At 68.5% G+C, this 21,811-nt stretch carries 20 protein-coding genes; 7 read left to right on the forward strand and 13 right to left on the reverse strand.

Features of this window, described 5'->3' with window-relative positions; all coding sequences use genetic code 11:
* Positions 1–104 precede the first annotated feature (104 nt).
* Positions 105–1,127, reverse strand: a complete 1,023-nt coding sequence (gene ligD / locus ACETK3_RS09135) for a non-homologous end-joining DNA ligase (RefSeq protein ID WP_306970173.1) — start codon at positions 1,125–1,127, stop codon at positions 105–107.
* 68 nt (positions 1,128–1,195) lie between these two features.
* On the opposite strand from ligD, the gene ACETK3_RS09140 reads away from it, so the two are divergent.
* Complete coding sequence (locus ACETK3_RS09140) at positions 1,196–1,873, forward strand: alpha/beta family hydrolase (RefSeq protein ID WP_306970175.1); 678 nt, start codon at positions 1,196–1,198, stop codon at positions 1,871–1,873.
* Between the two features lie 17 nt (positions 1,874–1,890).
* Here the strand turns inward: ACETK3_RS09140 and hrpB are convergent, their stop codons facing one another.
* The 5 genes from hrpB to ACETK3_RS09165 all read right to left on the reverse strand — a co-directional run bounded on the left by hrpB (position 1,891) and on the right by ACETK3_RS09165 (position 7,262).
* The gene (hrpB, locus tag ACETK3_RS09145; protein WP_306970177.1) at positions 1,891–4,515 is read right to left on the reverse strand and encodes an ATP-dependent helicase HrpB; all 2,625 of its coding nucleotides are present in this window, start codon (positions 4,513–4,515) and stop codon (positions 1,891–1,893) included.
* Between the two features lie 41 nt (positions 4,516–4,556).
* Complete coding sequence (locus ACETK3_RS09150) at positions 4,557–5,174, reverse strand: hypothetical protein (protein ID WP_237430583.1); 618 nt, start codon at positions 5,172–5,174, stop codon at positions 4,557–4,559.
* Positions 5,164–5,448 (reverse strand): hypothetical protein, encoded by a 285-nt coding sequence (locus ACETK3_RS09155; protein ID WP_306970180.1) that lies wholly within the window; start codon positions 5,446–5,448, stop codon positions 5,164–5,166. The genes ACETK3_RS09150 and ACETK3_RS09155 overlap by 11 nt, the downstream gene beginning before the upstream one ends.
* Before the next feature lie 147 nt (positions 5,449–5,595).
* Positions 5,596–6,111, reverse strand: coding sequence for a flavin reductase family protein (locus tag ACETK3_RS09160; RefSeq protein ID WP_236821918.1), 516 nt, complete (start codon positions 6,109–6,111; stop codon positions 5,596–5,598).
* Between the two features lie 212 nt (positions 6,112–6,323).
* Positions 6,324–7,262, reverse strand: coding sequence for a 5'-3' exonuclease (locus ACETK3_RS09165; protein ID WP_306970182.1), 939 nt, complete (start codon positions 7,260–7,262; stop codon positions 6,324–6,326).
* Positions 7,263–7,420: 158 nt separating this feature from the next.
* On the opposite strand from ACETK3_RS09165, the gene ACETK3_RS09170 reads away from it, so the two are divergent.
* On the forward strand, positions 7,421–8,716 hold the full coding sequence (locus tag ACETK3_RS09170) for a BNR-4 repeat-containing protein (RefSeq protein ID WP_306970184.1): 1,296 nt from the start codon (positions 7,421–7,423) through the stop codon (positions 8,714–8,716).
* Positions 8,717–8,732: 16 nt separating this feature from the next.
* Here ACETK3_RS09170 and ACETK3_RS09175 read toward each other — a convergent pair whose 3' ends face one another.
* The 3 genes from ACETK3_RS09175 to ACETK3_RS09185 are packed head-to-tail and all read right to left on the reverse strand — an operon-like array spanning position 8,733 to position 12,751.
* Entirely contained in the window at positions 8,733–9,329 is a 597-nt protein-coding gene (locus ACETK3_RS09175) for a dihydrofolate reductase family protein (RefSeq protein WP_306970277.1), read from the reverse strand.
* An 18-nt stretch (positions 9,330–9,347) separates the two neighbouring features.
* Positions 9,348–11,348 (reverse strand): hypothetical protein, encoded by a 2,001-nt coding sequence (locus ACETK3_RS09180; protein ID WP_373992772.1) that lies wholly within the window; start codon positions 11,346–11,348, stop codon positions 9,348–9,350.
* Between the two features lie 14 nt (positions 11,349–11,362).
* Positions 11,363–12,751 carry a sigma 54-interacting transcriptional regulator gene (locus ACETK3_RS09185; RefSeq protein WP_236802544.1) on the reverse strand — a complete coding sequence of 463 codons (1,389 nt, stop codon included), beginning with the start codon at positions 12,749–12,751 and terminating at the stop codon, positions 11,363–11,365.
* A 189-nt stretch (positions 12,752–12,940) separates the two neighbouring features.
* Here ACETK3_RS09185 and ACETK3_RS09190 point away from each other — a divergent pair, with 189 nt between their 5' ends.
* Complete coding sequence (locus ACETK3_RS09190; RefSeq protein ID WP_236802543.1) at positions 12,941–13,570, forward strand: MSMEG_4193 family putative phosphomutase; 630 nt, start codon at positions 12,941–12,943, stop codon at positions 13,568–13,570.
* A gap of 28 nt (positions 13,571–13,598) precedes the next feature.
* On the forward strand, positions 13,599–14,300 hold the full coding sequence (locus ACETK3_RS09195) for an SCO1664 family protein (RefSeq protein ID WP_306970190.1): 702 nt from the start codon (positions 13,599–13,601) through the stop codon (positions 14,298–14,300).
* Between the two features lie 52 nt (positions 14,301–14,352).
* Here ACETK3_RS09195 and ACETK3_RS09200 read toward each other — a convergent pair whose 3' ends face one another.
* Entirely contained in the window at positions 14,353–15,096 is a 744-nt protein-coding gene (locus ACETK3_RS09200) for an SGNH/GDSL hydrolase family protein (protein WP_306970191.1), read from the reverse strand.
* 238 nt (positions 15,097–15,334) lie between these two features.
* Between ACETK3_RS09200 and ACETK3_RS09205 the strand changes: the two genes are divergently transcribed.
* Positions 15,335–16,189 carry an MBL fold metallo-hydrolase gene (locus ACETK3_RS09205; protein WP_306970192.1) on the forward strand — a complete coding sequence of 285 codons (855 nt, stop codon included), beginning with the start codon at positions 15,335–15,337 and terminating at the stop codon, positions 16,187–16,189.
* Here the strand turns inward: ACETK3_RS09205 and ACETK3_RS09210 are convergent.
* Positions 16,137–16,961, reverse strand: a complete 825-nt coding sequence (locus ACETK3_RS09210) for a DUF1206 domain-containing protein (RefSeq protein WP_306970194.1) — start codon at positions 16,959–16,961, stop codon at positions 16,137–16,139. The genes ACETK3_RS09205 and ACETK3_RS09210 overlap by 53 nt on opposite strands.
* A 185-nt stretch (positions 16,962–17,146) precedes the next feature.
* Here ACETK3_RS09210 and ACETK3_RS09215 point away from each other — a divergent pair, with 185 nt between their 5' ends.
* The gene (locus tag ACETK3_RS09215; protein ID WP_306970279.1) at positions 17,147–19,729 is read left to right on the forward strand and encodes an excinuclease ABC subunit UvrA; all 2,583 of its coding nucleotides are present in this window, start codon (positions 17,147–17,149) and stop codon (positions 19,727–19,729) included.
* Positions 19,730–19,776: 47 nt separating this feature from the next.
* Complete coding sequence (locus ACETK3_RS09220; protein ID WP_236802538.1) at positions 19,777–20,721, forward strand: SDR family oxidoreductase; 945 nt, start codon at positions 19,777–19,779, stop codon at positions 20,719–20,721.
* On the opposite strand, the gene ACETK3_RS09225 is transcribed toward ACETK3_RS09220, so the two are convergent.
* Both ACETK3_RS09225 and ACETK3_RS09230 read right to left on the reverse strand, forming a co-directional pair.
* Entirely contained in the window at positions 20,684–21,439 is a 756-nt protein-coding gene (locus tag ACETK3_RS09225) for an enoyl-CoA hydratase/isomerase family protein (RefSeq protein ID WP_236802537.1), read from the reverse strand. The genes ACETK3_RS09220 and ACETK3_RS09225 overlap by 38 nt on opposite strands.
* Complete coding sequence (locus tag ACETK3_RS09230) at positions 21,427–21,780, reverse strand: flavin reductase family protein (protein WP_236802536.1); 354 nt, start codon at positions 21,778–21,780, stop codon at positions 21,427–21,429. Before ACETK3_RS09230 ends, ACETK3_RS09225 begins: the two co-directional genes overlap by 13 nt.
* Between the last annotated feature and the right edge of the window lie 31 nt (positions 21,781–21,811).

A 21,811-nucleotide genomic window follows, 5' to 3' on the forward strand; every position in this document is an offset into this window, starting at 1 on the left:
TATCCGCAGGGAGCCGTCGCGGGGCACTTTGCCGCCGGCCGCCGTCGTAAGTTACGACGGCGGCCGGGGGGCCGTGTCAACGTGCCCCGTTACGGGAGGGCGGCTTAGTCCTGCTTGCGTGCCCTGCTGGGCTGGACCCGCGGCGGTTCACCCGGCATCTTGGGGTAGTCCGGCGGAAAGGGCAACTCGCCCAGGCCAGCCTTGCAGTCGCGGTCCCACCACTCCAGCAGAGTATCGATGGTGCCGGGGCTTGCACTGAAATCCGCCCAGGGATCGCCCACCGCCTTCAGCCGTCCGGGGACGGTGAGGATGGTGAAGTTTTTCGGGTCGGCGTGCTCCAGTTCGTCCCATGTAATGGGGCATGAGACTGGGGCGTGCGGAAGCGCCCGCGGGCTGTAGGCGCCGGCGATGGTGCGGTCGCGGTTGGCCTGGTTGAAGTCCAGGAACACGCGCCGGCCCCGTTCTTCCTTCCACCAGGCAGTGGTCACTTTGTCCGGGATGCGCCGCTCCACTTCCCGGGCAGCGGCGATGACTGCATGCCTGACGTCCAGGAACTCGCGGGTGGGTTCGATGGGCGCATAGACGTGGAGTCCGCGGTTTCCGGAAGTCTTGATGAAGCAGGTCAGCCCGGCCTCGGCGAGGACCTCCTTCAGCACCAGGGCGGCGGGGACGGCGTCATCGAAGTCGGTGCCGGGCTGCGGGTCGAGGTCGATGCGCAGCTGGTCCGGGTTGTCGGTGTTTTCTGCGCGCGAAGGCCAGGGGTGGAACACCACCGTGTTCATCTGGACGGCCCAGACGGCGGCCGCGGGCTCATCGAACACCAGCTGCGGGTGGGACCGGGCACTGGGGTAGACCACTTTGACTGAGCGGATGAAGTCCGGCGTGCCCTTGGGCGGGTTCTTGGAGAAGAACTGTTCACCGTCGATGTTGCCGGAAAATCTTTGCAGCGCCAACGGCCGGTCCCCGTTGGCGGCGATGAACGCCTCCCCCACATCGCAGATGTAGTTCACCAGGTCCAGCTTGGTGAGGCCCAGGTCCGGCCACAGGACCCGGCTGGGACTGGAAATCCGCATCTCCCGCGGACCGTGGGGACCCTGCACTGTGATGGTGGTCTGTTCACTCGCCATGGGGACAACGTACACCCCGGCGCAGGCCGGGACCGGCACATCCGGCAGGGCTCCGGCATGATGGACCCATGCCAGCTTCCGAACAGCAGCTCACCATCACCGCAGGTGACGCCACCTTTTCCGCCGTCTATGCCCGCCCCGCGGAGCCCACCGCAACCGTGGTGGTGGCACACGGCGCAGGCGCGGGCATGGAGCACCCGTTCCTCCGCGGCTTCAGTGAAGCCCTCAACCGCCTGGGCCTGGCCACCCTGCGCTTCAACTTCCCTTACCGGGAGGCAGGGCGGAAGTTTCCCGACCGCCCTCCCGCGGCGATTGCCGCCTGGCGGGCCGCGATGGCTGCGGCCCGGTCACAGGCTGAAGCGCATGCTGACCGCGGCCCGGTGTGGGCTGCCGGCAAGTCGTTCGGCGGACGAATGGCCTCCATGGCCGTGGCCGAGGGGATGAACGCCGCAGGCCTGGTGTACCTGGGCTACCCCCTGCACGCTCCGGGGAAACCCGATAAGCTCCGGGACGAACACCTGTACGGGCTTACCACGCCCATGCTGTTCCTGCAGGGGACCCGGGACACCTTTGCCACCGCCGACATCCTGTCGGACGTCGTGTCCCGGATCGGGCCCAGTGCCGTCCTGCAGTGGGTTGAAGGCGGTGACCACTCGTTCGCGGTGGCGGGCAAGAAGCGCCCCGCCGACGAGGTGGGGGCGTCCTTGGCCGCCCCGGTCGCCGACTTCATTGCAGCGCACTCCTAAGGGTCCTCGGCCAGCCACTACCTGCGCTGCTTGGTCCGTGCCGTGGCCGGGGCGGACCAGGGGTCTTCCGGCCACGGATGCTTGGGGTAGCGGCCCCGCATTTCCGCACGTACCTGGCTGTACGGTCCCGACCAGAATGAGGTGAGGTCATCGGTGACGGCGAGGGGGCGGCGGGCCGGCGAAAGCAGGTGGAACAGCACCGGCACCCTGCCTCCCAGCAGCCTCGGGGATTCGGCCAGGCCGAAGCACTCCTGCAGTTTCACCGCCACCACCGGGGCAGCCGCGCCGTCACCGGGCTCCGGGTAGTCAATCCGGACTTTGGCGCCGCTGGGCACGTCAAGTCCTTCCGGGGCGAGCTCGTCCAGCCGGGCGGCTTCGGGCCACGGCAGCAGACGGCGCAGGGGCTGGGCCAGGTCAAGGGAACCCACGGACTTGCCGGCGGCGAGCTCTTCCAGCTCCGGCCCCAGCCAGTCTTCCAGCCGCGACAGCAGTGCACTGTCCGACATATCGGGCCAGGGCGCTCCCAGCCCGCGATGCAGGAAGGCGAGCCTGCGCCTCAGTACGGACGCCGACGCTGACCATGCCAGCGTCGAGAGCCCCCCGGACTGAAGCGCCGCCGCCACGGCCCTCCTGCCCTGCTCTGCCGTGGGGCGGACCGGCGTGGCGGACAGCACGATGGCCCCGAGCCGCCTGGTCCTTCGCGCACTCACCCGGCCGCCACGGAATTCGGTGTCCACCGTCTCGGCCAGCAGGTTCGCCGCGGCCCTTTCGGCCATCGCCGCCGAAAGGGGTGCAGCCGCGCGGATCACGGCGCCGGTTCCGGCAGTGTCCCGGCCCTCCGTCCGGGACACTTCCGCCACGGCCACCCATTCCTCCCCCGACAGGCTGCTGCCAACGGGCAGGCCGGCCCTGGTACCGGATGTAAGTAAGTACTGCCCGGCGCCCCCGCTGGCGGGAACGCGGCGGGCCACCCGGTCCGGAAAGGCGAGGGCGACGACGGCCCCTACAGCTTCGCCGCCGGTGGCAGGTATGGCAGGGCCTGCCACGGCAGCGGTTTTTTGCCGCCGGGCCAGGCCAGCCAGGCGCTTGGCCTCTTCTGCCCAGCGGCGGCCCGCGGGGCCCGGGTCGGCACGGAGCTGGGCGAGGAGGCGGGGCAGGTCGGCTCCGGGGGCACGGTTGTCCCCGGAGAGCGCCGCCACCACCTCGGCGGCGAGCTGCTGGCCATGGGAGGCGCCGCCGTCGAGCAATGCCCGGGCCAACCGGGGATCGGCGGGTATCCCGGCAAGGGCGCGCCCCGCCTTCGTCACCTGGCCGTCGTCGGACACGGCGCCCAGCTCGCGGAGCACCTCGACGGCGTCCTCCATGGCCAGCCGCGGGGGTGCATCCGGAAGGGCGAGCCCCCTTCCGCCCGGGGCACCCCAGCAGGCCAGTGTGAGGGCGGCACTTGTCAGGTCGGCCACATTGATTTCCGGCGTCACGTGGGCGGGGGCCGCCCCGTATGCCTGCTGCGAATAGCAGCGGACCACCGTTCCCGGCCCTTGCCGCGCGGCGCGGCCGGCACGCTGGTCGGCGGATGCGCGGGAGCAGGAGACCGTCACCAGCCCGCTCATGCCCCGGCCGGAGTCCCGCCGCGGCTCGCGCGCGAGCCCGGAGTCGATGACCAGCCGGACGCCGGGCACCGTCAGGGAAGACTCGGCAAGATCGGTGGAGACGATGATCCGCGGCGGGTCACCCGGACCGCGTCCCGACACCGCCCTGTCCTGCTCCGCCGCGCCCACCTGGCCGTGGAGTTCGAGGACGTCCACGGTGCGGCCAATGCGGGTACGCAGCGCTGCTGCAACGTGGGAAACCTCCCGGGCGCCAGGGAGGAACACGAGGGCGTCCACTGACTGGCCGGCGGCGATGGCGCGGGCGTGGGCGTCCGCCGCTGCCGCGGCCACATGGTCCAGGAAGGAACGGCTCACCCCCCTGGCGTCCAGCCGCGCCCCTGGCGCCGGGACCCACTGGACCTCCAACGCATGGTTCACGGACGGACAGTCGACCACGGGTGCCGGCACGCCGCCGTCGGAATCCCCCAGCAACCCGGCGAACCTTGGCGCGTCCAGCGTTGCAGACATGGCGACGACGGCGAGGTCGCCCCTGAGCGCCCGGACCTCCGCGAGCATGCCCACCAGGAGGTCGGTTTCCAGCCCACGTTCGTGCACCTCGTCCAGGACGACGGCGGCGGTCCCGTCAAGCCCGGGATCGGCCAGCAGGCGGTGGAGCAGGATGCCCGGGGTGACAAATTCGACCCGGGTGCCGGGGCCTGCCTGGCGTTCCCCGCGGACGGTGTAGCCGACGCGGCCTTCCCCCCGCCCCCTTCCGTCCAGGACGGAGAGCCGGCGGGCAGCGGCCCGGGCGGCAACACGGCGCGGCTGGGTGACGACGACGCGCCCGCGCCGGCCGTACAGATTCGCCAGCAGCGGCGGGACGAGCGTGGTCTTTCCTGTTCCGGGCGGCGCCTGCACCACAGCTGCGCCGGGTGAGCTGCCGCTTTCCAGTACGCTGCGCAATGCGGACAGGGAACCTTCGAAGGCAAGCCCGGCGCCGATGGCCGCAAGGTCGAAGTCGTCGGCGGGCAGAGGGCCCTCAAGGGGAGTCATCCGTCTATTCTGCCCTGCCGTGTGGCACCCCACCGTTGGGGTCAGGGCTTTCCTTGCCCCTTGCCCTTGTTCTTGTCCTTGGCTTCTTTGGCAGTGTCCGACCGCTGGTCGCCGGGAACATCCGCGGCCGGTGCAGGGGCGGGAGCAACGGCAGGCACCGCCGGTTCCACGGGAGCGGGGACGGGTTCACTTTGGTCCGTGTCGGCAAGGGGGGCGCTGTCGGAGGGAGCAGGAGCGGCTGCACTGGGTTCCGGCGCGGGAGGTGCTGCGGCGGCCGCCACTTTCGTGGCGAGGTCCGACTTTACTGCCGAGAGCGCGGTCTCGATGCCGCGGTAGCGTGCGGCGGAGAGGCGGCCCGCTGCCGCCGCGTCACCCAGGTCTTTCTCGAGTGCCTGCAGGGCGGCCAGTGCCCCGTCCATCCTGTTCTCCGCGGCCGCCTGGCTGATGCTCAGTACGCGGATCTGGAAGCCCCGGAGGACGTTTTCGTCGGCGTCCGCAGAGCGGATGCCTGCCGCACCAACCACCAACGCCGCGGCAACCAGGGTGCAGCACAGGGCGATCAGGCCACGGAGCCTCCGGCGGCGCGCTGGCGCAGGGTTTGCCCCGGCTGCCTCAGCGGTGTGTCCGGGTGCCGTGGCCGGTTCCCCCTCACGCGGCATGCCGGCCCCGCATCGGCATGGGAGCGGTGGAGCGAACAGGCAGCACGGTGACGGTGGCCGCGGCCGTGGTCTTGTCTGCGGGGGCAGTACGCCGGGCCAGGAGGATCCGGACAGCCGTCCGCAGGATGGTGGCGATCAACAGGCCGATGCCCACTCCGAGGAGCACATGGCCCGCAAGATAGTGCTGGGCAGCTCCCGGGCCACCCTCAGCGGCAACCGCCGCCCCGCCAACGGTCAGCATCAGTGACAGGGCCGTACCGAAAATTGCGCCCATGGCTCCTGCTCCCATCCCATTTAATCAGCAAGCTTACTAGTAATGCTCAGTAAGCTTACTACCTGATGGGCCTGAAGCAAGAGTACGGAAGGCCGGCGTTCCCGCGCGCGGAGCGGAAGCCTTACGCCCATCGATGGGCAGGCCCGGTCAGCCCGCCGCTTCGAGCAGGCTCTCCGCCGGAGCGAGGCCGGCGTAACGGCCCTTGTAGAAGAGCAGCGGTTCGGCGTCGTGCCGCGCGTGGAGGTGCCGCACCGCGGCCACCACGATGGTGTGGTCGCCGCCGTCGTACTCTGCGTGGAGCTCGCAGTCGATCCAGGCGAGCGCATCATCGAGCACGGGATTTCCCAGCGGCGAGGAGGTGTGGCTGACGCCGGCAAACTTATCTGCTCCCGAGCGGGCGAACTGCCCCGCGAGGTGCTGGTGTTCTGCCGGGAGGATATTGACGGTGAAGGAACCGGCCTTCCGCAGCACCGGCCACGTGGTTGAGGTGCGCGCCGGGCTGAACGTGATTAGGGCAGGATCCAACGACAGGGATGCGAAGGACTGGCAGGTAAAACCGGCGGGCCCGTCCGGAGTGGAACTGGTAATTACGGTCAGGCCACTGGCGAATGTTCCGAAAATATCGCGCAGGCGGCGCGGGGCAAGATCTGAAGTGACTGTCATGGAAATGGCCTCTCATCTGGATCGTTACCTCACCAAACCACCCCGACCAGGCCTGTTCAAGCGGCCTGAAACGCGCAGACTCGGACCGCAATCCAGCGTCACGCCCGTACATCCGGCGTCATCCGCACTGGTCCACCTGGATCCTGCCGTGTCCCTGGATGACGCAACACATGACGGTTCTCGTCGCGGCCATTCGCGCCGTTCGCGCCGGGCTAGCCGCGCTGGTCCAGCGCGGCCAGCAGCCGCCGGACCGATCCGCCCAGGTTCCAGTCGGCGGCAAGCCGCTCGAGTTCGGCGCGCCGCTCGCCGCTCACGGGTTGCAGCAGGGCGCCGGCTTCGTCAAGGGTGGGAAGTTCCAGGTCCCGCACCAGGCGGACGACGGCGGGGGCTGCTTCAAGGTACGCGGCGGCGGCAGCCAGCTTGGCCTGGACAGGACCGGATACCCCGCCGTCGGGCTCTTCCGCCGCTGCCAGCAGGCGTTCCAGGGTGCCGTGCTTGAGCAGCAGGGACGAAGCCGTCTTCTCACCAATTCCCGCTACGCCGGGCAGGCCGTCGGAGGCATCCCCGCGCAAGGTTGCATAATCGGCGTACTGCTGCGGCAGGACCTTGTACTTGGCCACCACGCTTTCTTCCGTGATGACTTCGAGGTTCTTCATACCGCGGGCGGTGTAGATCACCCGGACGCCGCGCTCGTCATCGCAGACCTGGAAAAGGTCACGGTCGCCCGTGACGACGTCCACCGGAAAGGCAGACTGGCTCGCATAGGTCCCCACGACGTCGTCGGCTTCATGGTGAGCCGCGCCGACGATTGCGATGCCGGCCAGCTCCAGCACCCTGCGGATCATGGGCAGCTGCGCTTCGAGCCCCTCCGGGACCACCTCAACGTCCGTGCCATCCGGTACAGTCCGGGCCACCCGGTGGGCCTTGTAGGTGGGAAGCAGGTCCACTCGCCATTGGGGCCGCCAGTCATCGTCCCAGCAAGCCACAAGATGGGTGGCCTGGTAGTCGATGGTGAGCCGGGCGATCATGTCCAGCAGTCCGCGGACGGCGTTGACCGGCGTTCCGTCCGGATGGCGGATGGTGTCCGGCAGGCCGTAGAAGGCACGGAAGTAGAGGGAGGCAGTGTCGAGCAGCATGAGGCGCTGGGGCATACCTTGATCCTGACACGGAACGGCTCCGTACGGCAGCAGGCGGGTCCCGTGCCTGAAGCGGCCGCCCAGGGATGACCACCTGGTTCAGAGGCGTTGACCCCCGGGGAGGCATGGGCGAAGATAGCGGAATACGCTTTCCTACTCGAACCAGGAGTGCCATGCCCGCGGACCCGATCACAATCAACGACAACGGCGCATGGTGCTGGTTCCAGGACGAGCGGGCCCTGGTCGATCCCGTTACCAACACCCTGCTGGCGGGTTCCGTGGCTGCCCCCGACGGCCCCGGCGGCGAAAGCCGGGGCGGCAACATCGAAATTGCCGTCCTGGACCTGGCCACCGGCCAGAGCACGGTGCACGTCCTGCACCAGAGGCTGGAGCCCGACGACCACAATGCGCCCGCGCTGCTGATCAGGCCGGACGGCCGGTACCTGGCCATGTACGCGAAGCACAAGACAGACAACTTTTCCCGCTGGCGAATCTCCACGCGACCCCACGACGCCTCTGAATGGGGCCCGGAAGAATGCTTCGACTGGACGGAACTGGCGGCCGGCCGCGGCGCCACCTACTCCAACCTGCACCGCCTGGACGCGGAATCCCGGGTATACAACTTTGTCCGGGCCATCAACGACGACCCCACGATGATGGTCTCGGAGGACGACGGCAGCAGCTGGAGTTACGGTGGCAAGCTCTTTACCCGGCCTAAAATCGGCTACGTCAACGGCTACACCCGCTATTTCGGCAACGGCACCGACCGTATCGACCTCATCACCACGGACCACCACCCCCGCGACTTCAACAACAGCATCTATCACGGCTTCATCCGGGACAACGCGCTGCACGATGGACAGGGCCAGGTGGTTTCCAAGCCCTTGCTCGGCTCCCCCGGCATCAACCAGAGCTCCCTCACCACGGTTTTCCACGCAGGCACCGAACTCGGCGGGGACATCTGCACCCACGGCTGGACCGTCGACGTCCGCGGCCAGGGCTCCCAGCTGGCCGCCATCATCAGCTGCCGGGCGAACGACGTCAACGGCGCCCTTGGGCGGGAGCAGGCGCTCGACGTCGATGACCACCGCCTGCTCTACGCCCGCTTCGACGGGATGCGCTGGCAGTTGCACCATCTCGCAGCGGCCGGCCCGGCCCTGCTCCCCCACGAACAGGACTACACCGGGCTGGGTGCGGTGGACCCCTACGACCTGGACCGGGTGTACATCTCCGCTCCGGCCGATCCCCGGACCGGTGATGCCACCGCAAATTACGAGCTCTACACCGGCCGGACCCAGGACGGCGGCGCCACGTGGGAGTGGGAGGCAGTGACAGCCAACTCCGGCGTGGACAACCTTCGTCCGATGGTGCCGCCCGGAGACGCCGCGGTGCATGCGGTTTGCTGGTTCCGCGGCAGCATGCGCTCCTCGCAGGCCTACCGGACCGAAGTCGTGGTGCTTCCACGGTGACCTGACGCCGGGGGCTTTACCCCTGCCCGGCCCCTTGCGGCGTGTCGATCACGCGCGGGATGTACTCGAGCAGCTGGAGGCGCCCGTCAAAGGTCCTGCTGTCCACCATCTCCAGGGCAACGTCAGGGTAGCCCTCATAGATCCATTCGCTTCCGGTACGGCCGGTGATCAGGGGGAAGACAACCAGGCGAAACCGGTCCACCAGGCCGGCTGTAACCAGGGACCGGCAAAGGCTGAGGCTGCCCAGGGTACTCAAAGGCCCCGCAGAGGCCTGTTTCATCTGCCTGACGGCCTCAACGGCGTCCCCGGCCACCAGTTGGGAGTTCGGCCACCGGAGGGGTGTTTTTAAACTGGAGGAAAACACCACCTTGGGGACGGCAGCGAGGCCCGTCAGCGATGCGGCTTCCTCCGCGGAGAACCCTTCACCCCCGGCCGCTGCGTCCTCCGACATGCCGGACATGAGGCGGTAGGTGTTGGCCCCCATCAGATAGGTCCGCTCCTTACGGGCCTCCTGCTTGAGCCAGGCCAGGTATTCCGGCCCTTCCAGGCCCCACCAGCCCGGCCAACCCTCCCCAGTGGCACAGCCGTCCAGGGTGACGATCAGGTCCACCATCAACTGGCCCACCGCCGGTCAGAACCAATCGCCGTCGGCGTAGGCGCTGCGGACATGGGCGCGCAGGTACTCGCCCACCACTGCGGCGCCCAGATCGCCCACCTCGGGGGCCACCACCCGGCCATCCACACGGTGCGCCATCCGCTGGATGAAGCGTTCCAGGCCGGGGTCGTTCCCCAAGCGGAAAAAGGTGGTCTGCGCCCCCATGCGGCCAAGCCGGTCCAGTTCCCCGATGGTGGCCCGGATGGTTTCCGCATCGGGCGGCCAGTTGAACCAGGAGTCCCCGTCAGGCAGCAGATGCGCGGTGGGTTCGCCGTCGGTAACCACCAGCAGGACCGGCTGCATGGACGGGTGCTGGCGGAAGAAGCGGCCCGCCAGCAGCAGGCCGTGGTGCAGGTTGGTGCCCTGTTCGCGCAGGGCCGGCAAAGCCGTCAGTTCCCCGATGTCCATGGACTGCGCGTAGCGGCCGAACGTGATCAGCTGCAGCCGGTCCCCCCGGAAACGGGTGGATACCAGGTGGTGCAGCGCGAGCGCCGTCCGCTTCATGGGAACCCACCGCCCCTCGGCAGCCATGGAGAAGGACACGTCCACCAGCAGGGCAACGGCGGCTTGGGTCCGGGCTTCCGTCTCCGCTACTTCGATGTCGTCCACGGCGAGGCGCAGTCCGCGGGCCGGGTCACCGCCGTCGGCCATGGTCCGTCGGATGGCGTTGGTCATGGTGCGGGTGACGTCCCAGGGCTCGGCGTCGCCGAACTCCCACTGCCGGCTGGACCCGGTCTGTTCGCCCGCAGCCCCTGCCATCCTGGTGTCCCGGCTGCCCTGCCGCCCGGACAGCTGCCTGGCAGCGTCACGCAGCAGCGACTTTCCAAGCCGGCGCATGGCCTGCGGGGACAGCCGAAGGTCGCCGTCCGCTCCGCGCCGCAGATAGCCGCTGTCCTGCATCGCCCGCTCAATCTCCGCAAGCGTCCTTGCGCTTACCGCGGCGCTCTCCCCGAGCTGGCGCGCAAGGGCATCCAGGTCCAGGTCGTCCAGCCGGGAGCCGTTGTAGCTTTGTGACAGCTGTTCGGACAGTTCGTCGAGTTCGGCGATGTCCTGGAGCACCCCGGTGCCATCACCCAGGCCCAGGCCTTCCTGTCCTTCGAAGCGTTCCGATCCGTTCCAGTCCTCCCCGGGCCGCAGTGCCTGCAGGGTGGCGTCGAGTTCGTTGAGCTGGGCCATGAGTTCGGGTGAGCCGAAGGCCTGGGCGGACAGCCGCATCAGCTCATCACGCTGCTCCGGGGACATTGACTGCAAGAGCCGCTGGGCCGCGGGCGCGCGCTGTGCCAGGGCATCCACCAGTTCCTCAACCGACTGCGGGTTCTCCGGAAAGTACTGGCCGTGCTTGGCCATGAATTCCTGGAAGTCCGAGTCTGTGTCTTCGCCCCGCCGGTGTTTGCCCAGCAGCTCGTTAAGGTCCCGGAGCATGGCGCTCACGGCCTCGCGGTCTTCATCGGTGGCGCTCTCCAGCGCCTGCTTCATCCCGGCGAACCGCTGCTCCAGGACTTCCCGGCCCAGCAGGTCCTTGATCTGTTCGTAAGCCTCGCGGGCTGCACTTGACTGCCAGTCGTAGGATGCGAGCTCGTTGACGGCCGCGGCGGTGGATGGCGGGAGGTTCTGCAGCTGCATTTCCCGGAAGGCACGGTCGGTGTTGTCCATCATGGCGTCCCGGGCCAGTTGCTTGCGTTCTTCCAGCACGGCGGTGTCCAGGAGTTTCTTCACTTCGTCCAGGGTGCCGTCCAGCCGGTGCCGGCCAAGCAGGTCGCGCCGCCGCTGCTGGACGCGCCGGGCAAGGTCGTCCAGCCCGTCGCGGTTCCGGCCGCCCCTGCGCAGGAACTCCTGCAGGGCGTGGCGCGGCGAGTAGCCTGCCATGACGTCCTCGGCGACGGCGTCGAGCGCCTCGGCCAGGTCCACCGGCGGGGCGAGCGGGTCCGGGCCGCCCGTGTACCGGCCGTACCTGGCGGACCGTTTGTGGATAGCCATGGTGCCTCCTGGGCTTAGCCGTAAATGGTTTCCTCGTCGTCGGACTCCTTGGAGATCCGCCGGCCCAGGTACAGGCCTTCCAAGGCGAGTTCGACGGCGGCGGCCCGCTGGCCGTCGTTCACCGCACCGAGGCGCCGGCCAATTTCCTCGTAGAGGCCGGAGCCGTTCAGCGACGGCAGGTTGCCAAGGAACTCCCGGGCTGTGACCTGCTCGCCGGTGCTGACGGTCCGGTGGCCATCGAGGGCGTTCACGAGCGGGCCCATGTCCAGCCCCTGGAAATGGGCCCTGACCGCCTCGGCTGTGGCGGTGCGCAGCAGGTGGTCAAGGACGCCCTGCTCACGCCCTTCCTCGCCCGATTCGAATTCAATCTTCCCGGTGAGCACCTCCACGGCGGGTTCCAGGTCGATGATCCTGGCGACGGCTTGGTCCTCACCCCGCAGGCTGGCCCGCCGCAGGGCCGCGGCGGCGATGGTCTCTGCCCCGGCAATGGCAAACCGGGCGGAAACACCGGACGTCTGGTTGATCGCCGGCGACTGCCGCAGCGCCCTGGTGTAGCGGGCCAGGATCTCCAGGATGAACGGCGGGACATCCGCCACCAGGCGGCCCTCCTGCCGGATGACCGAGACCTCGTCTTCCAGTTCGATCGGGTAGTGCGTGCGGATCTCCGCGCCGAAGCGGTCCTTCAGCGGCGTGATGATCCGGCCGCGGTTGGTGTAGTCCTCAGGGTTGGCGGAGGCGACCACCAACACGTCCAGCGGCAGCCGCAGCACGTAGCCGCGAATCTGGATGTCCCGCTCCTCCATGACGTTGAGCATGGCCACCTGGATGCGTTCGGCAAGGTCCGGCAGTTCGTTGATGGCGATGATGCCGCGGTTCGAGCGCGGAATGAGCCCGTAGTGGATGGTCTCCGGGTCCCCCAGCCGGCGGCCTTCGGCTACGCGCATCGGGTCCACGTCACCGATGAGGTCTGCCACCGAGGTGTCCGGCGTTGCCAGTTTCTCGACATAGCGCTCCGAACGGTGCCGCCATGCAACCCGCAGCCGGTCCCCTTCGGTCACCGCGCGGGTCCGGGACTGTTCGGTGATCGGTTCGAACGGATGCTCGTTGAGCTCCGAATCCTCAATCACGGGCGACCATTCGTCCAGCAGCCCGGCCAGGGTGCGGAGCAGGCGGGTCTTGCCCTGGCCGCGCTCGCCCAGCAGGACAATGTCATGGCCTGCGATCAGTGCCCGCTCCAGCTGGGGAATCACCGTCCTGCTGAAGCCATAGAGGCCTGGCCAGGGGTCGCGTCCTTCCGCCAGGGCGGCGAGGAGATTGTCGCGGATTTCGTGGCGAAGGTCCTTGAGGACGTAGCCTGCCGCACGGAGTTCACCAACGGTGTAGATATCGGGGCGATCAGTCACCTCTCTACCGTAAGCCCCGCCCTGCGGCTAATCGAGAGATTCCTCCAGATTCCCAAACGGCTGCCCGTACCGCTTGCCGCTCCCAGCGCCTAGCAGGCTCGGCACGGGGTCCCCTCGCGGCTACCGCTTGCCGCTCCCCGCGCCTCGCAGGCTCGGCACGGGGTCCCCTCGCGGCTACGCTTAGACGCAATGACACAGAGCACATTGATCCTTTTAGTCCGGCACGGCCAGACACCCACCACTGGTACCGTCCTGCCCGGCCGGGCCCCGGGGCTGCACCTTTCCGAGCGGGGACGTGCCCAGGCCGACGCCGTGGCTGAGCGCCTTTCCGGCCTGCCCGTGCACGCGGTCTATTCCTCGCCCCTCGAGCGGGCACGGGAGACGGCGGAGCCTACTGCGGTCCGTGCCGGGGTCACCGTCAGCGAGGACGCCGGCCTCCTGGAATGCGATTTCGGCGACTGGACCGGTGCCGCGCTCGCCGGCCTGACGGGTTTGCCGGAGTGGCAAACCGTCCAGCACAACCCGTCCGCTTTCCGTTTCCCCAATGGCGAGGGGTTCTCCGGAATGCAGGCCCGGATTGTCGGCAGCCTGGACGCACTCCGGGCCGCGCACCCGGGTGCCGTCGTCGTCTGTTTCTCCCACGCGGACCCCATCAAAGCGGCCGTGGCGCACGCGCTGGGCACCCACCTGGACCTCTTCCAGCGGATCATGATCAGCCCGGCGTCGGTCTCGGCGATCTCCTACACCGACGGCCAGGCACCCGCCGTGCTCACGGTGAATTCGATGTCCGAACCCCTCAGCGGGCTGAGGGCGCAGTGATCGGACGTGCATTAGCGTGGGGCCTGCGGTGTCCGGGCGGGAACTGACACTCCTCACGGAGGGCCGCGTGGAGTTGCTGGGCCGCATCATGAGCGGCAGCAATGCCACCTTCCTCGTGGAGCTTTCGTGCGGGGAAGACTCCAACTGGGCAGTCTATAAACCCGTTGCGGGGGAACGTCCGCTCGCAGATTTCGACGCCGGCCTGCACCGCCGGGAGCGGGCCGCGTACCTGCTCAGTGAGGCACTGGGATGGGGAATCGTCCCGCCGACGGTGGTCCGCACGGATGCACCGCTGGGGGTGGGGTCCCTGCAGTGGTTCATCGAGGGCGACCTCGAGGAGCACTACTTCACACTTTTCGCCGACTCCCCCGAAACGCATCCGGAGCTTGCCCGGATGGCCTTGTTCGATTACGTGGCGAACAATACCGACCGGAAAAGCGGCCACGTGCTGCGCGGCACCGACGGCCACATCTGGGGGATCGACCACGGCCTGTGCTTCTCGGCCGCGTTCAAGCTGCGGACGGTGATCTGGGACTTCGCCGGCGACCCCGTTCCTGATGCCCTGCTCGAGGACATCAGCCCCTTGGCCGCCGCGGTGCCGCCCGACCTCGCTGCGTTGCTTGACGAAGCCGAGGTGGCCGCACTCCAGCGCAGGGTCCAACGCATGCTGCAGGAAAAGGTCCTCCCCGTGGACCGCACGGGCATGCGCTACCCCTGGCCCTTGGTCTAGATGCTTTGATCCAGATGGTTCCGGCCAGGCCTCTCCGGTCCTGGCCGTGGGACTAGGCGGCAGGCCTGCGCGGGTCCTGGCGCCCTTCCATGGCGGCCGCTGCCGCCGGGGCTGCCTGCTCAAGGTAGGCGCCGATGTGGTCCAGCAAGTAGTGCTGCCCCTGGACGGTTGGATGGTCGCCGTCGGGACCGATCAGATCGTCGAAGTCATCGCTGATCCAGCCCTCGGCAATCGGGTCCACGAACTCCCCGCCGGCCTGCTGGGCGGCGGCCTTGAGCTGGTCGCTGATGTCCACCAGCCCCGGGTCCGGGGTTGCCGTGTAGGAAGGCGGGCCCACCACGATGATTCTGGCATCAGGGGCCAGGGTCTCCGCCCGGTCCATTGCGGCAAGGGCAGCGCTGCCTATGTCAGCGGGCGCGTACCCCAGGTCGTTCTCGGATCCGAAGAAGACCACAATGCCCGTGTCCGGGGTGACGAAGTCTTCGACCTGGGTGCCGAAGGTTCCGTTGTAGTCACCCAGGCTGAGGTAGCCGCTTCCGTCCTCGGCGGCGTTGACCACTTCCAGGCCGGCCACTTCCGGGTCTTTCCGCATGAGCGCCGGCCATGCCTGCTGTGGAGAGGTACCGTGGCCTGTGCTCAGTGAGTCCCCGACCACCACCACGCGGACAGGAGGCGCCGCCGTGGCGGATGGCTGGGTCTGGGCCGTGCTTCCCGATGTGACGGCCAGGAGGAGGGCAACAGCTCCCGCCGCGAGAACGCGCCCGGGGTGCTCGAAAAGCAAGAAATTGTGCCGCATGGGTGCTGCCTCCTCCCTGGAAATGCGTGGCGGCAGCTGGCTCGCTGCCGCCGATCTGTCCTTTGTCGTGTCCCATCGTAGGCAATTGTGGGAACACTGTAGGGCGAAGGTGACCAGAATCAACAGGATGCACAGCGACTGCACAGGAAGTCTTAGGGCATTAGGTAGCCCCTCGGCCGGGTTTGGGGGCAGGGGTCCACGGCCACCCCGGCTGCGCTTGGGCAGCTACCCTTGACCCGTGCAGCAGCAATCCACGTGGAACCCCGCCGCCAGCCTTTCCGAGCAGGCACCTGGCATCTACTTCGCCGAAGGGCCGGCCGCCAACTGGATCGTGGTCCGGGACGGGACGGGCTTCATCCTCATCGACAGCGGCTACCCCGCCGACCGCCGCCACGTCCTTGCCTCACTCCGCTATCTGGGCCTGGAACCTGCCGACGCCCTTGCGCTGCTGGTCACGCACGGCCATGTGGACCACACCGGCTCCGCGGCGTACTTCGCCGAGGCGTTCGGAACCCCGGTGCTGTGCGCCCCCGAAGAACTGGCCCACGTGCAGGGAACGGAAAAGCACCAGGCCACCCTTGGTCAGGTGCTCAGGCGTGCATGGCGGCCGCGCGTCCTGCGCTGGATGGTTCATGCCATAAAAGCCGGTGCGCTGGCGGCGAAGCCTGCGGCCGGAGCACAGGGGTGGGACGCGGCCACGCTCCGGTCCCTGCCGGGCAACCCCGTCGCCGTCTCACTGCCCGGCCATACCCCGGGCAACGCGGCAATCCTCCTTCCGGAGGCGGGCGTCATCGCAGTTGGTGATTCGTTCGTCACCGGCCACCCGATCAGCCGGACTGCAGGGCCGCAGATGCTGCACCGGATGTATCACACAGACCCTGCAGAGGCGGTGGCCGCCCTGCGGAAACTGGAGGGAACGGATGCCACTGTCATCCTCCCCGGCCACGGGCCCGCGCTGCACCTCCCGTTGGGCGCGGCTCTGGACGCCCTCGGCCGGGGCGCCCGGGAACGCTCATCCTGGCGGGCCGTCCGGGGCGGGTTCAGAACTTTCCGTAGCGCCCCCGCGCCATGGAGTACACGCCGTAGCAGATGAGCCCGGCCGCGATGGCGGCGAGAAGGAACACGCCGTAAGGCTGTGAGCCGAGGGTTTTCAGTCCACCGTCCAAACCTGAGGATTTGGACGGGTCAGCGGTGGCGGCCGCCACGATGATCAGGACACCGACGACGGCGAGCACCACACCTTTGGCTGTGTAGCCGACAGTTCCGAGCCACTCGACCGCCGTGCGGGCGCTGCCCGGATCCTGCAGGTCCTTCATGAACTTCCGGGAAACACCCCGGTAGGCATAAAAGATGCCGGCGCCGGCGATCGCCAGCCCCACCGCAACCACAAGCACCATCCCGGCCGGTGCCCCCATCAGCTTTGCCGTGAAGTCGCTGGCCGACTGGCTGGAGTTCTTGCTGCCGCCCGAGGCAAAGACGGCAAAGGTGAAGGCCAGGAAACCAAACACGACGGCCTTGCCCACGGCGGTGGCCGCCTCTTTGACCTTCTTTTTGGATTCAGCCCCGCTACGGGCACCATAGAACGCTTCACTGAGCATCCACAGGGCGAGTGCGCCGCAGGCCACGGCGCCGGCCCACAGCAGGATGCCGCCGCCGGGCTTGGCTGCCAGCGTTCCGATCGCGCCCGACTGGTCGGCCTCGCCGCCCTGGCCGCGGGCCAGTTGCAGGGCAATGACGCCGATCAGGATATGGACCAGGCCGATGAAGACAAATCCTGCCCGGGCCAACATGCGGACCACCGGGCTGCGGCTGGCGGATGCGGCCTCCGATACTGCCCTGTTAGCTCCCTGCGACGCGTTGCCCATGGCCGGCCCTTCCCAAATATGTAGTTGGTTCTTCTCTTCCCGGTCAGCCTCCCCGCCTGCCAGCGTCGCGGAATGATTCAGTGTAAATCCGCCCGTGCCGGCCCAACAGGTGCAAAGAAATTCCCGGCCATCCACGGATCGGCACTACAGTCGAAGCGGTGCATGCCAAACAGAACCCTGACGAACTGACCGCCCCGACCCTACCGTCCGTTGCGGCCGGCAATGCCGAAGACGGGTTCGTCCGGGTGCGTGGGGCCCGCGAAAACAACCTGCGGAACGTGAGCGTGGACGTGCCACGGGATGCGATCGTGGCGTTCACCGGTGTCTCCGGCTCCGGCAAGTCGTCCCTCGCGTTCGGCACCATCTACGCGGAAGCGCAGCGCAGGTTCTTCGAATCGGTGGCACCCTATGCCCGGCGGCTCATCCAGCAGGGGCACAACCCCAAGGTGGAACAGGTTACCGGGCTGCCGCCCGCCGTCGCCCTCCAGCAGCGCCGGGGCACGGCCACCTCCCGCTCCACCGTTGGCACCGTCACCACCTTGTCCAATTCGCTGCGCATGCTCTTCTCGCGTGCAGGCACCTACCCTGCCGGCGCCCCTTCGCTGGACTCGGACGCCTTCTCCCCCAACACTGCGGCCGGCGCCTGCCCGGAATGCCACGGCCTGGGTACTGCCCACACCGTCAGTGAAGCATCGCTGGTTCCAGACCCGTCCCTGAGCATCCGTGATGGCGCCATCGCGGCCTGGCCCGGCGCCTGGCAGGGCAAGAACCTGCGCGACATCCTGTCCCACCTGGGCTACGACGTCGACACCCCCTGGCATCAGCTTCCCCGGAAGCAGCGCGACTGGATCCTGTTCACCGAAGAACAGCCTGTGGTGGAAGTGACGCCGCAGCGGGACCGCGTGGCCAAGCCCTACAAAGGCCGGTTCTGGAGCGCCAAGAGCTACGTGATGCACACGCTGCTCGACTCCAAGAGCCCTGCAATGCGGGAGAAAGTGCTGCGGTTCATGGAGACGGGACCGTGCCCCCGCTGCGGCGGGACAGGACTCCGGCCCGAGGCTCTGGCGGTCACCTTCGCCGGCCACACCATTTCCGGGCTTAACGCCGTGCCCATGGCCAAACTGGCGGAGCTTATCCGCCCCACCACGGAACTGGCCGCTGCGGGAACCGCCTCCCGAAGGCAGTCCTCCGAGTCCAACGAAGTGGCCGTGGCCATCACCCGGGACCTGCTGCAGCGCATCAACGTGCTGCTGGAGCTTGGCTTGGGCTACCTGGCGCTTGGCCGGCCCACGCCAACGCTTTCGCCCGGCGAAATGCAGCGGCTCCGGATTGCCACGCAGCTGCGCTCCGGGCTTTTCGGCGTGATCTACGTGCTCGATGAACCGTCCGCAGGCCTGCATCCGGCAGACGCCGAACCCCTAGTTGCCGTGCTGGACCAGCTCAAATCGTCCGGGAATTCCGTGTTCGTGGTGGAGCACAACATGGACCTGGTCCGCCGCGCGGACTGGCTGGTGGACGTGGGACCCCGTGCGGGCGAAGACGGCGGAGAGGTGCTGTACAGCGGCCCGGTGCAGGGCCTCAAGGCAGTGCCGGAGTCCGTGACGCGGCCGTTCCTTTTCCAGGAGGGAGAGCTCCGGGGGGAACGGCAAGCGGCAACGGGCGACGGCGGCGCTGACGCCGGCAGGGGTGGGCCCCGGCAGCCCGCGGGCTGGCTTGAGCTGCGCGATGTGAGCCGCCACAACCTGCGGAACCTGGACGCGGCTTTTCCACTCGGCGTCCTGACGGCGGTCACCGGTGTGTCCGGTTCCGGGAAGTCCACCCTGGTCAGCCAGGTCCTGGCCGGCGTGGCCGGCGCGGCACTGCGCACGGTGACCGGGCCTGCCGCCGATGAGCCGGAACCGGACCAGGCCGAAGACAACAATGGGCCCCTGAGCGTCGGCACCGTGAGCGGGCTGGAAGGGATCGACCGCCTGGTCAAGGTGGACCAAAGGCCGATCGGCCGCACTCCGCGCTCCAACCTCGCCACCTACACCGGGCTGTTCGACGCCGTCCGGAAGGAGTTCGCTGCCACTGAGGCTGCCAGGAGCCGGGGGTTCGGGCCCGGCCGTTTCTCGTTCAATGTGCCCGGCGGGCGCTGCGAGACCTGCCAGGGCGAAGGGTTCGTGGCCGTGGAACTGCTCTTCCTGCCCGGCAGCTACGGTCCGTGCCCGGAATGCCACGGCTCGCGCTACAACCCGGAGACCCTGGAGGTCACGTACCACGGCAGGAACATCGCCGAGGTACTGGGCATGACGGTCGACGCCGCCGCCGGTTTCCTGACGGGAGTTCCCACCGCGGCACGTTCCCTGCAGACGCTGCAGGAAGTGGGGCTGGGCTACCTCCGGCTGGGCCAGCCCGCCACCGAACTCTCCGGCGGCGAGGCGCAGCGGATCAAGCTGGCCACGGAGCTGCAGCGCGCCCGGCGCGGGCACACGCTGTACCTCCTGGATGAGCCCACCACGGGACTGCACCCCGCGGACGTTCAGCTCCTGATGGCGCAGCTCAACCGGCTGGTGGACTCCGGAAACACCGTGGTCCTGGTGGAACATGCGATGGATGTGGTGGCCGCCGCCGACTGGGTGATGGACCTGGGGCCCGCCGGTGGTGACGCCGGCGGGGAGATCGTCGCCGCCGGTGACCCGGCCGCCGTCGCGCGTTCCGTTGACAGCCGCACCGCGCCCTACCTGGCTGCCGCACTTCAGGCCCGCCACGCAGCCCGGCACGGGTAGCCGCCGGCCCCTTGCCCTCCTCCGCGCCGGGCGCGTATCACTGAGGAATGCGTTTACAACGCGGTGCCCTTCCCCGGGACGTGCTTCAGGGCCGCGTAGCGGTGGTGACCGGATCGTCCCGCGGGCTCGGCTTTGCCATGGCACGGGCTCTGGGCCTGCACGGCGCAACGGTGGTGCTGGCGTCCAGGTCGGACGACGGCGTTGCTGCCGCCGTCGGGCGCCTGCGGGCTGAAGGCATCGCGGCGTCAGGACGGCGGTGCGACACCGGAGAGCCAGGGGACGTGGAGGTGCTCCGGGACGAGGCCACCAGCCGGGGGACGTTGGACATTTGGGTCAATAACCCAGGCGTGTCCGGCGTGTTCGGGCCGACGGCGTCCACGCCCGTGGCTGACTTCACGCAAGTGGTGCGAACCAACATCCTGGGGACTTTCCACGGCGCCCGGGTGGCGTTGCCGGTGTTCCTTGCCCAAGGCCACGGCGACCTGGTCAACCTGTACGGCCAGGGCGACCGCGGGCCCGTCGCGCTCCAGAACGCCTATGCCTCCAGCAAGCGGTGGGTCCGCCAGTTCACGGAGACGCTGCGGCTGGAAACCAAAGGCACCGGCGTCCGGGTGCACGGCATGAATCCCGGCCTGGTGCAGACCGATCTCCTGGGGCGGGTGACCTCCCAGCCCGGGTACCAGCACCGCCTCGGCGCCCTGCCGGTGGTCGTCGGGCTGTGGGGCCAGACGGCGGACGATGCCGCATGGCCCATCGTGGACCTGGTGACCTCGGATAAGGCGGAATTCCGGTTCCTGACCAAGCGGAGGCTGGTGACGTACGGGCTGCGCAACGTCCTGCACGGGCGCCTGCGCGACAGGCACCGGATGGCCCTGGACGTCACCGTCCTGGAACAGCCGCAGCAACCGCTTCCGGGGTGCGCCCCTCGTACCGGGGCAAGTCCTGACGGAAGTGCTACACGTTCTTTCGCTGACGGGCCAGGAAGCCCTTGACGCGGCCCTGGAACTCAACGGGATCCACTGCAGGCCCCGGTGTTGCCCGACGACCGGCGTCCGTCACCAGGCCCAGACCCTCGTTGACGGCTGCCTTTGATGCCCGCAGGGACGCCGCCGAAGCTCCCCGCCAATTATCGAGGATCGCTTCCAGCAGCGCATCCGCGTCATCGTCGGGAGCCAGGGTGGTGACCAGGCCCATGGACCAGGCTTGGTGGGCGGTCAGCATACGGCCGCCAAACAGAAGGTCCTTGGTCCGCGACGGGCCTATGCGCAGTGCCATGCGGTTGGCGAAGGTGGCTGGAACCAGCAGTCCGAGGCGCGCCACAGGCATCCCGATGCGGGCCGACGGGGTGAGCAGCTGCAGGTCGCAGGCGAGAGCCAGCTGGCAGCCCCCGCCGGCCGCTACTCCCTCCACAATGGCCACGGTAGGTACTGGCAGGTCCTCGAGCGCCTGCAGGGCGGACTCGATCACATCGAACGTCCGGCTGACCTCCGTGTCCGTCCGGCCCTCCCATTCGCGCACGTCAAAGCCTGAGCAGAACACTCCTCCCCTGCCCCGCACTACCACCGCACGCAGGGACGGGCTGGCTGCCAGCCCATTGACTGCATGCCCCAGCTCCTGCCACTCGGCGTAACCGAGGGCATTGAGCCGTTGCCCGCTGCCAAAGGACAGCGTCGCGACAGCTCCCGCTTCTTCAACACTTACTGACGCCATACGTCGGCTGCCCTTTCCTGCACCCCGGTGGAGACTGATCCGTGGACCACCACCCCGAACACCAGGACGCAGTCGCCGATACGCAGGGTCTGGTGAAGTGAACACTCCAGAACTGCCGGGGACTCCTTGACGCGGGGCGGCCGGACCACGGCGCTGGGCTCGCGGGTGAGGCCCGCGGCATCAAACTCGCTCACGTCGGAACGGAAATTCGTGCCGGTGGCGTTGACCTCCTGGATCAGCGCGGCCGGAGCAAGGTTCACAACGAACTCCCCCGTCGCCTCGATGTTCCGCAAGGAGTCCTTTTCCCCCACGGAGGTGAACTGGATGATCGGAGGGTCCACCGAGGCGACAGTGAAGAACGCGCGAGGTTGT

It is taken from the genome of Arthrobacter sp. E44 (genome assembly GCF_041877125.1).
Taxonomy (GTDB): domain Bacteria; phylum Actinomycetota; class Actinomycetes; order Actinomycetales; family Micrococcaceae; genus Arthrobacter.

Coding starts and splice junctions, on each gene's coding strand:
- ligD (WP_306970173.1), bottom strand. CDS start 1,127: ATGGCGAGTGAACAGACCACCATCACAGTGCAGGGTCCCCACGGTCCG.
- ACETK3_RS09140 (WP_306970175.1), top strand. CDS start 1,196: ATGCCAGCTTCCGAACAGCAGCTCACCATCACCGCAGGTGACGCCACC.
- hrpB (WP_306970177.1), bottom strand. CDS start 4,515: ATGACTCCCCTTGAGGGCCCTCTGCCCGCCGACGACTTCGACCTTGCG.
- ACETK3_RS09150 (WP_237430583.1), bottom strand. CDS start 5,174: ATGCCGCGTGAGGGGGAACCGGCCACGGCACCCGGACACACCGCTGAG.
- ACETK3_RS09155 (WP_306970180.1), bottom strand. CDS start 5,448: ATGGGCGCAATTTTCGGTACGGCCCTGTCACTGATGCTGACCGTTGGC.
- ACETK3_RS09160 (WP_236821918.1), bottom strand. CDS start 6,111: ATGACAGTCACTTCAGATCTTGCCCCGCGCCGCCTGCGCGATATTTTC.
- ACETK3_RS09165 (WP_306970182.1), bottom strand. CDS start 7,262: ATGCCCCAGCGCCTCATGCTGCTCGACACTGCCTCCCTCTACTTCCGT.
- ACETK3_RS09170 (WP_306970184.1), top strand. CDS start 7,421: ATGCCCGCGGACCCGATCACAATCAACGACAACGGCGCATGGTGCTGG.
- ACETK3_RS09175 (WP_306970277.1), bottom strand. CDS start 9,329: ATGGTGGACCTGATCGTCACCCTGGACGGCTGTGCCACTGGGGAGGGT.
- ACETK3_RS09180 (WP_373992772.1), bottom strand. CDS start 11,348: ATGGCTATCCACAAACGGTCCGCCAGGTACGGCCGGTACACGGGCGGC.
- ACETK3_RS09190 (WP_236802543.1), top strand. CDS start 12,941: ATGACACAGAGCACATTGATCCTTTTAGTCCGGCACGGCCAGACACCC.
- ACETK3_RS09200 (WP_306970191.1), bottom strand. CDS start 15,096: ATGCGGCACAATTTCTTGCTTTTCGAGCACCCCGGGCGCGTTCTCGCG.
- ACETK3_RS09210 (WP_306970194.1), bottom strand. CDS start 16,961: ATGGGCAACGCGTCGCAGGGAGCTAACAGGGCAGTATCGGAGGCCGCA.
- ACETK3_RS09220 (WP_236802538.1), top strand. CDS start 19,777: ATGCGTTTACAACGCGGTGCCCTTCCCCGGGACGTGCTTCAGGGCCGC.
- ACETK3_RS09225 (WP_236802537.1), bottom strand. CDS start 21,439: ATGGCGTCAGTAAGTGTTGAAGAAGCGGGAGCTGTCGCGACGCTGTCC.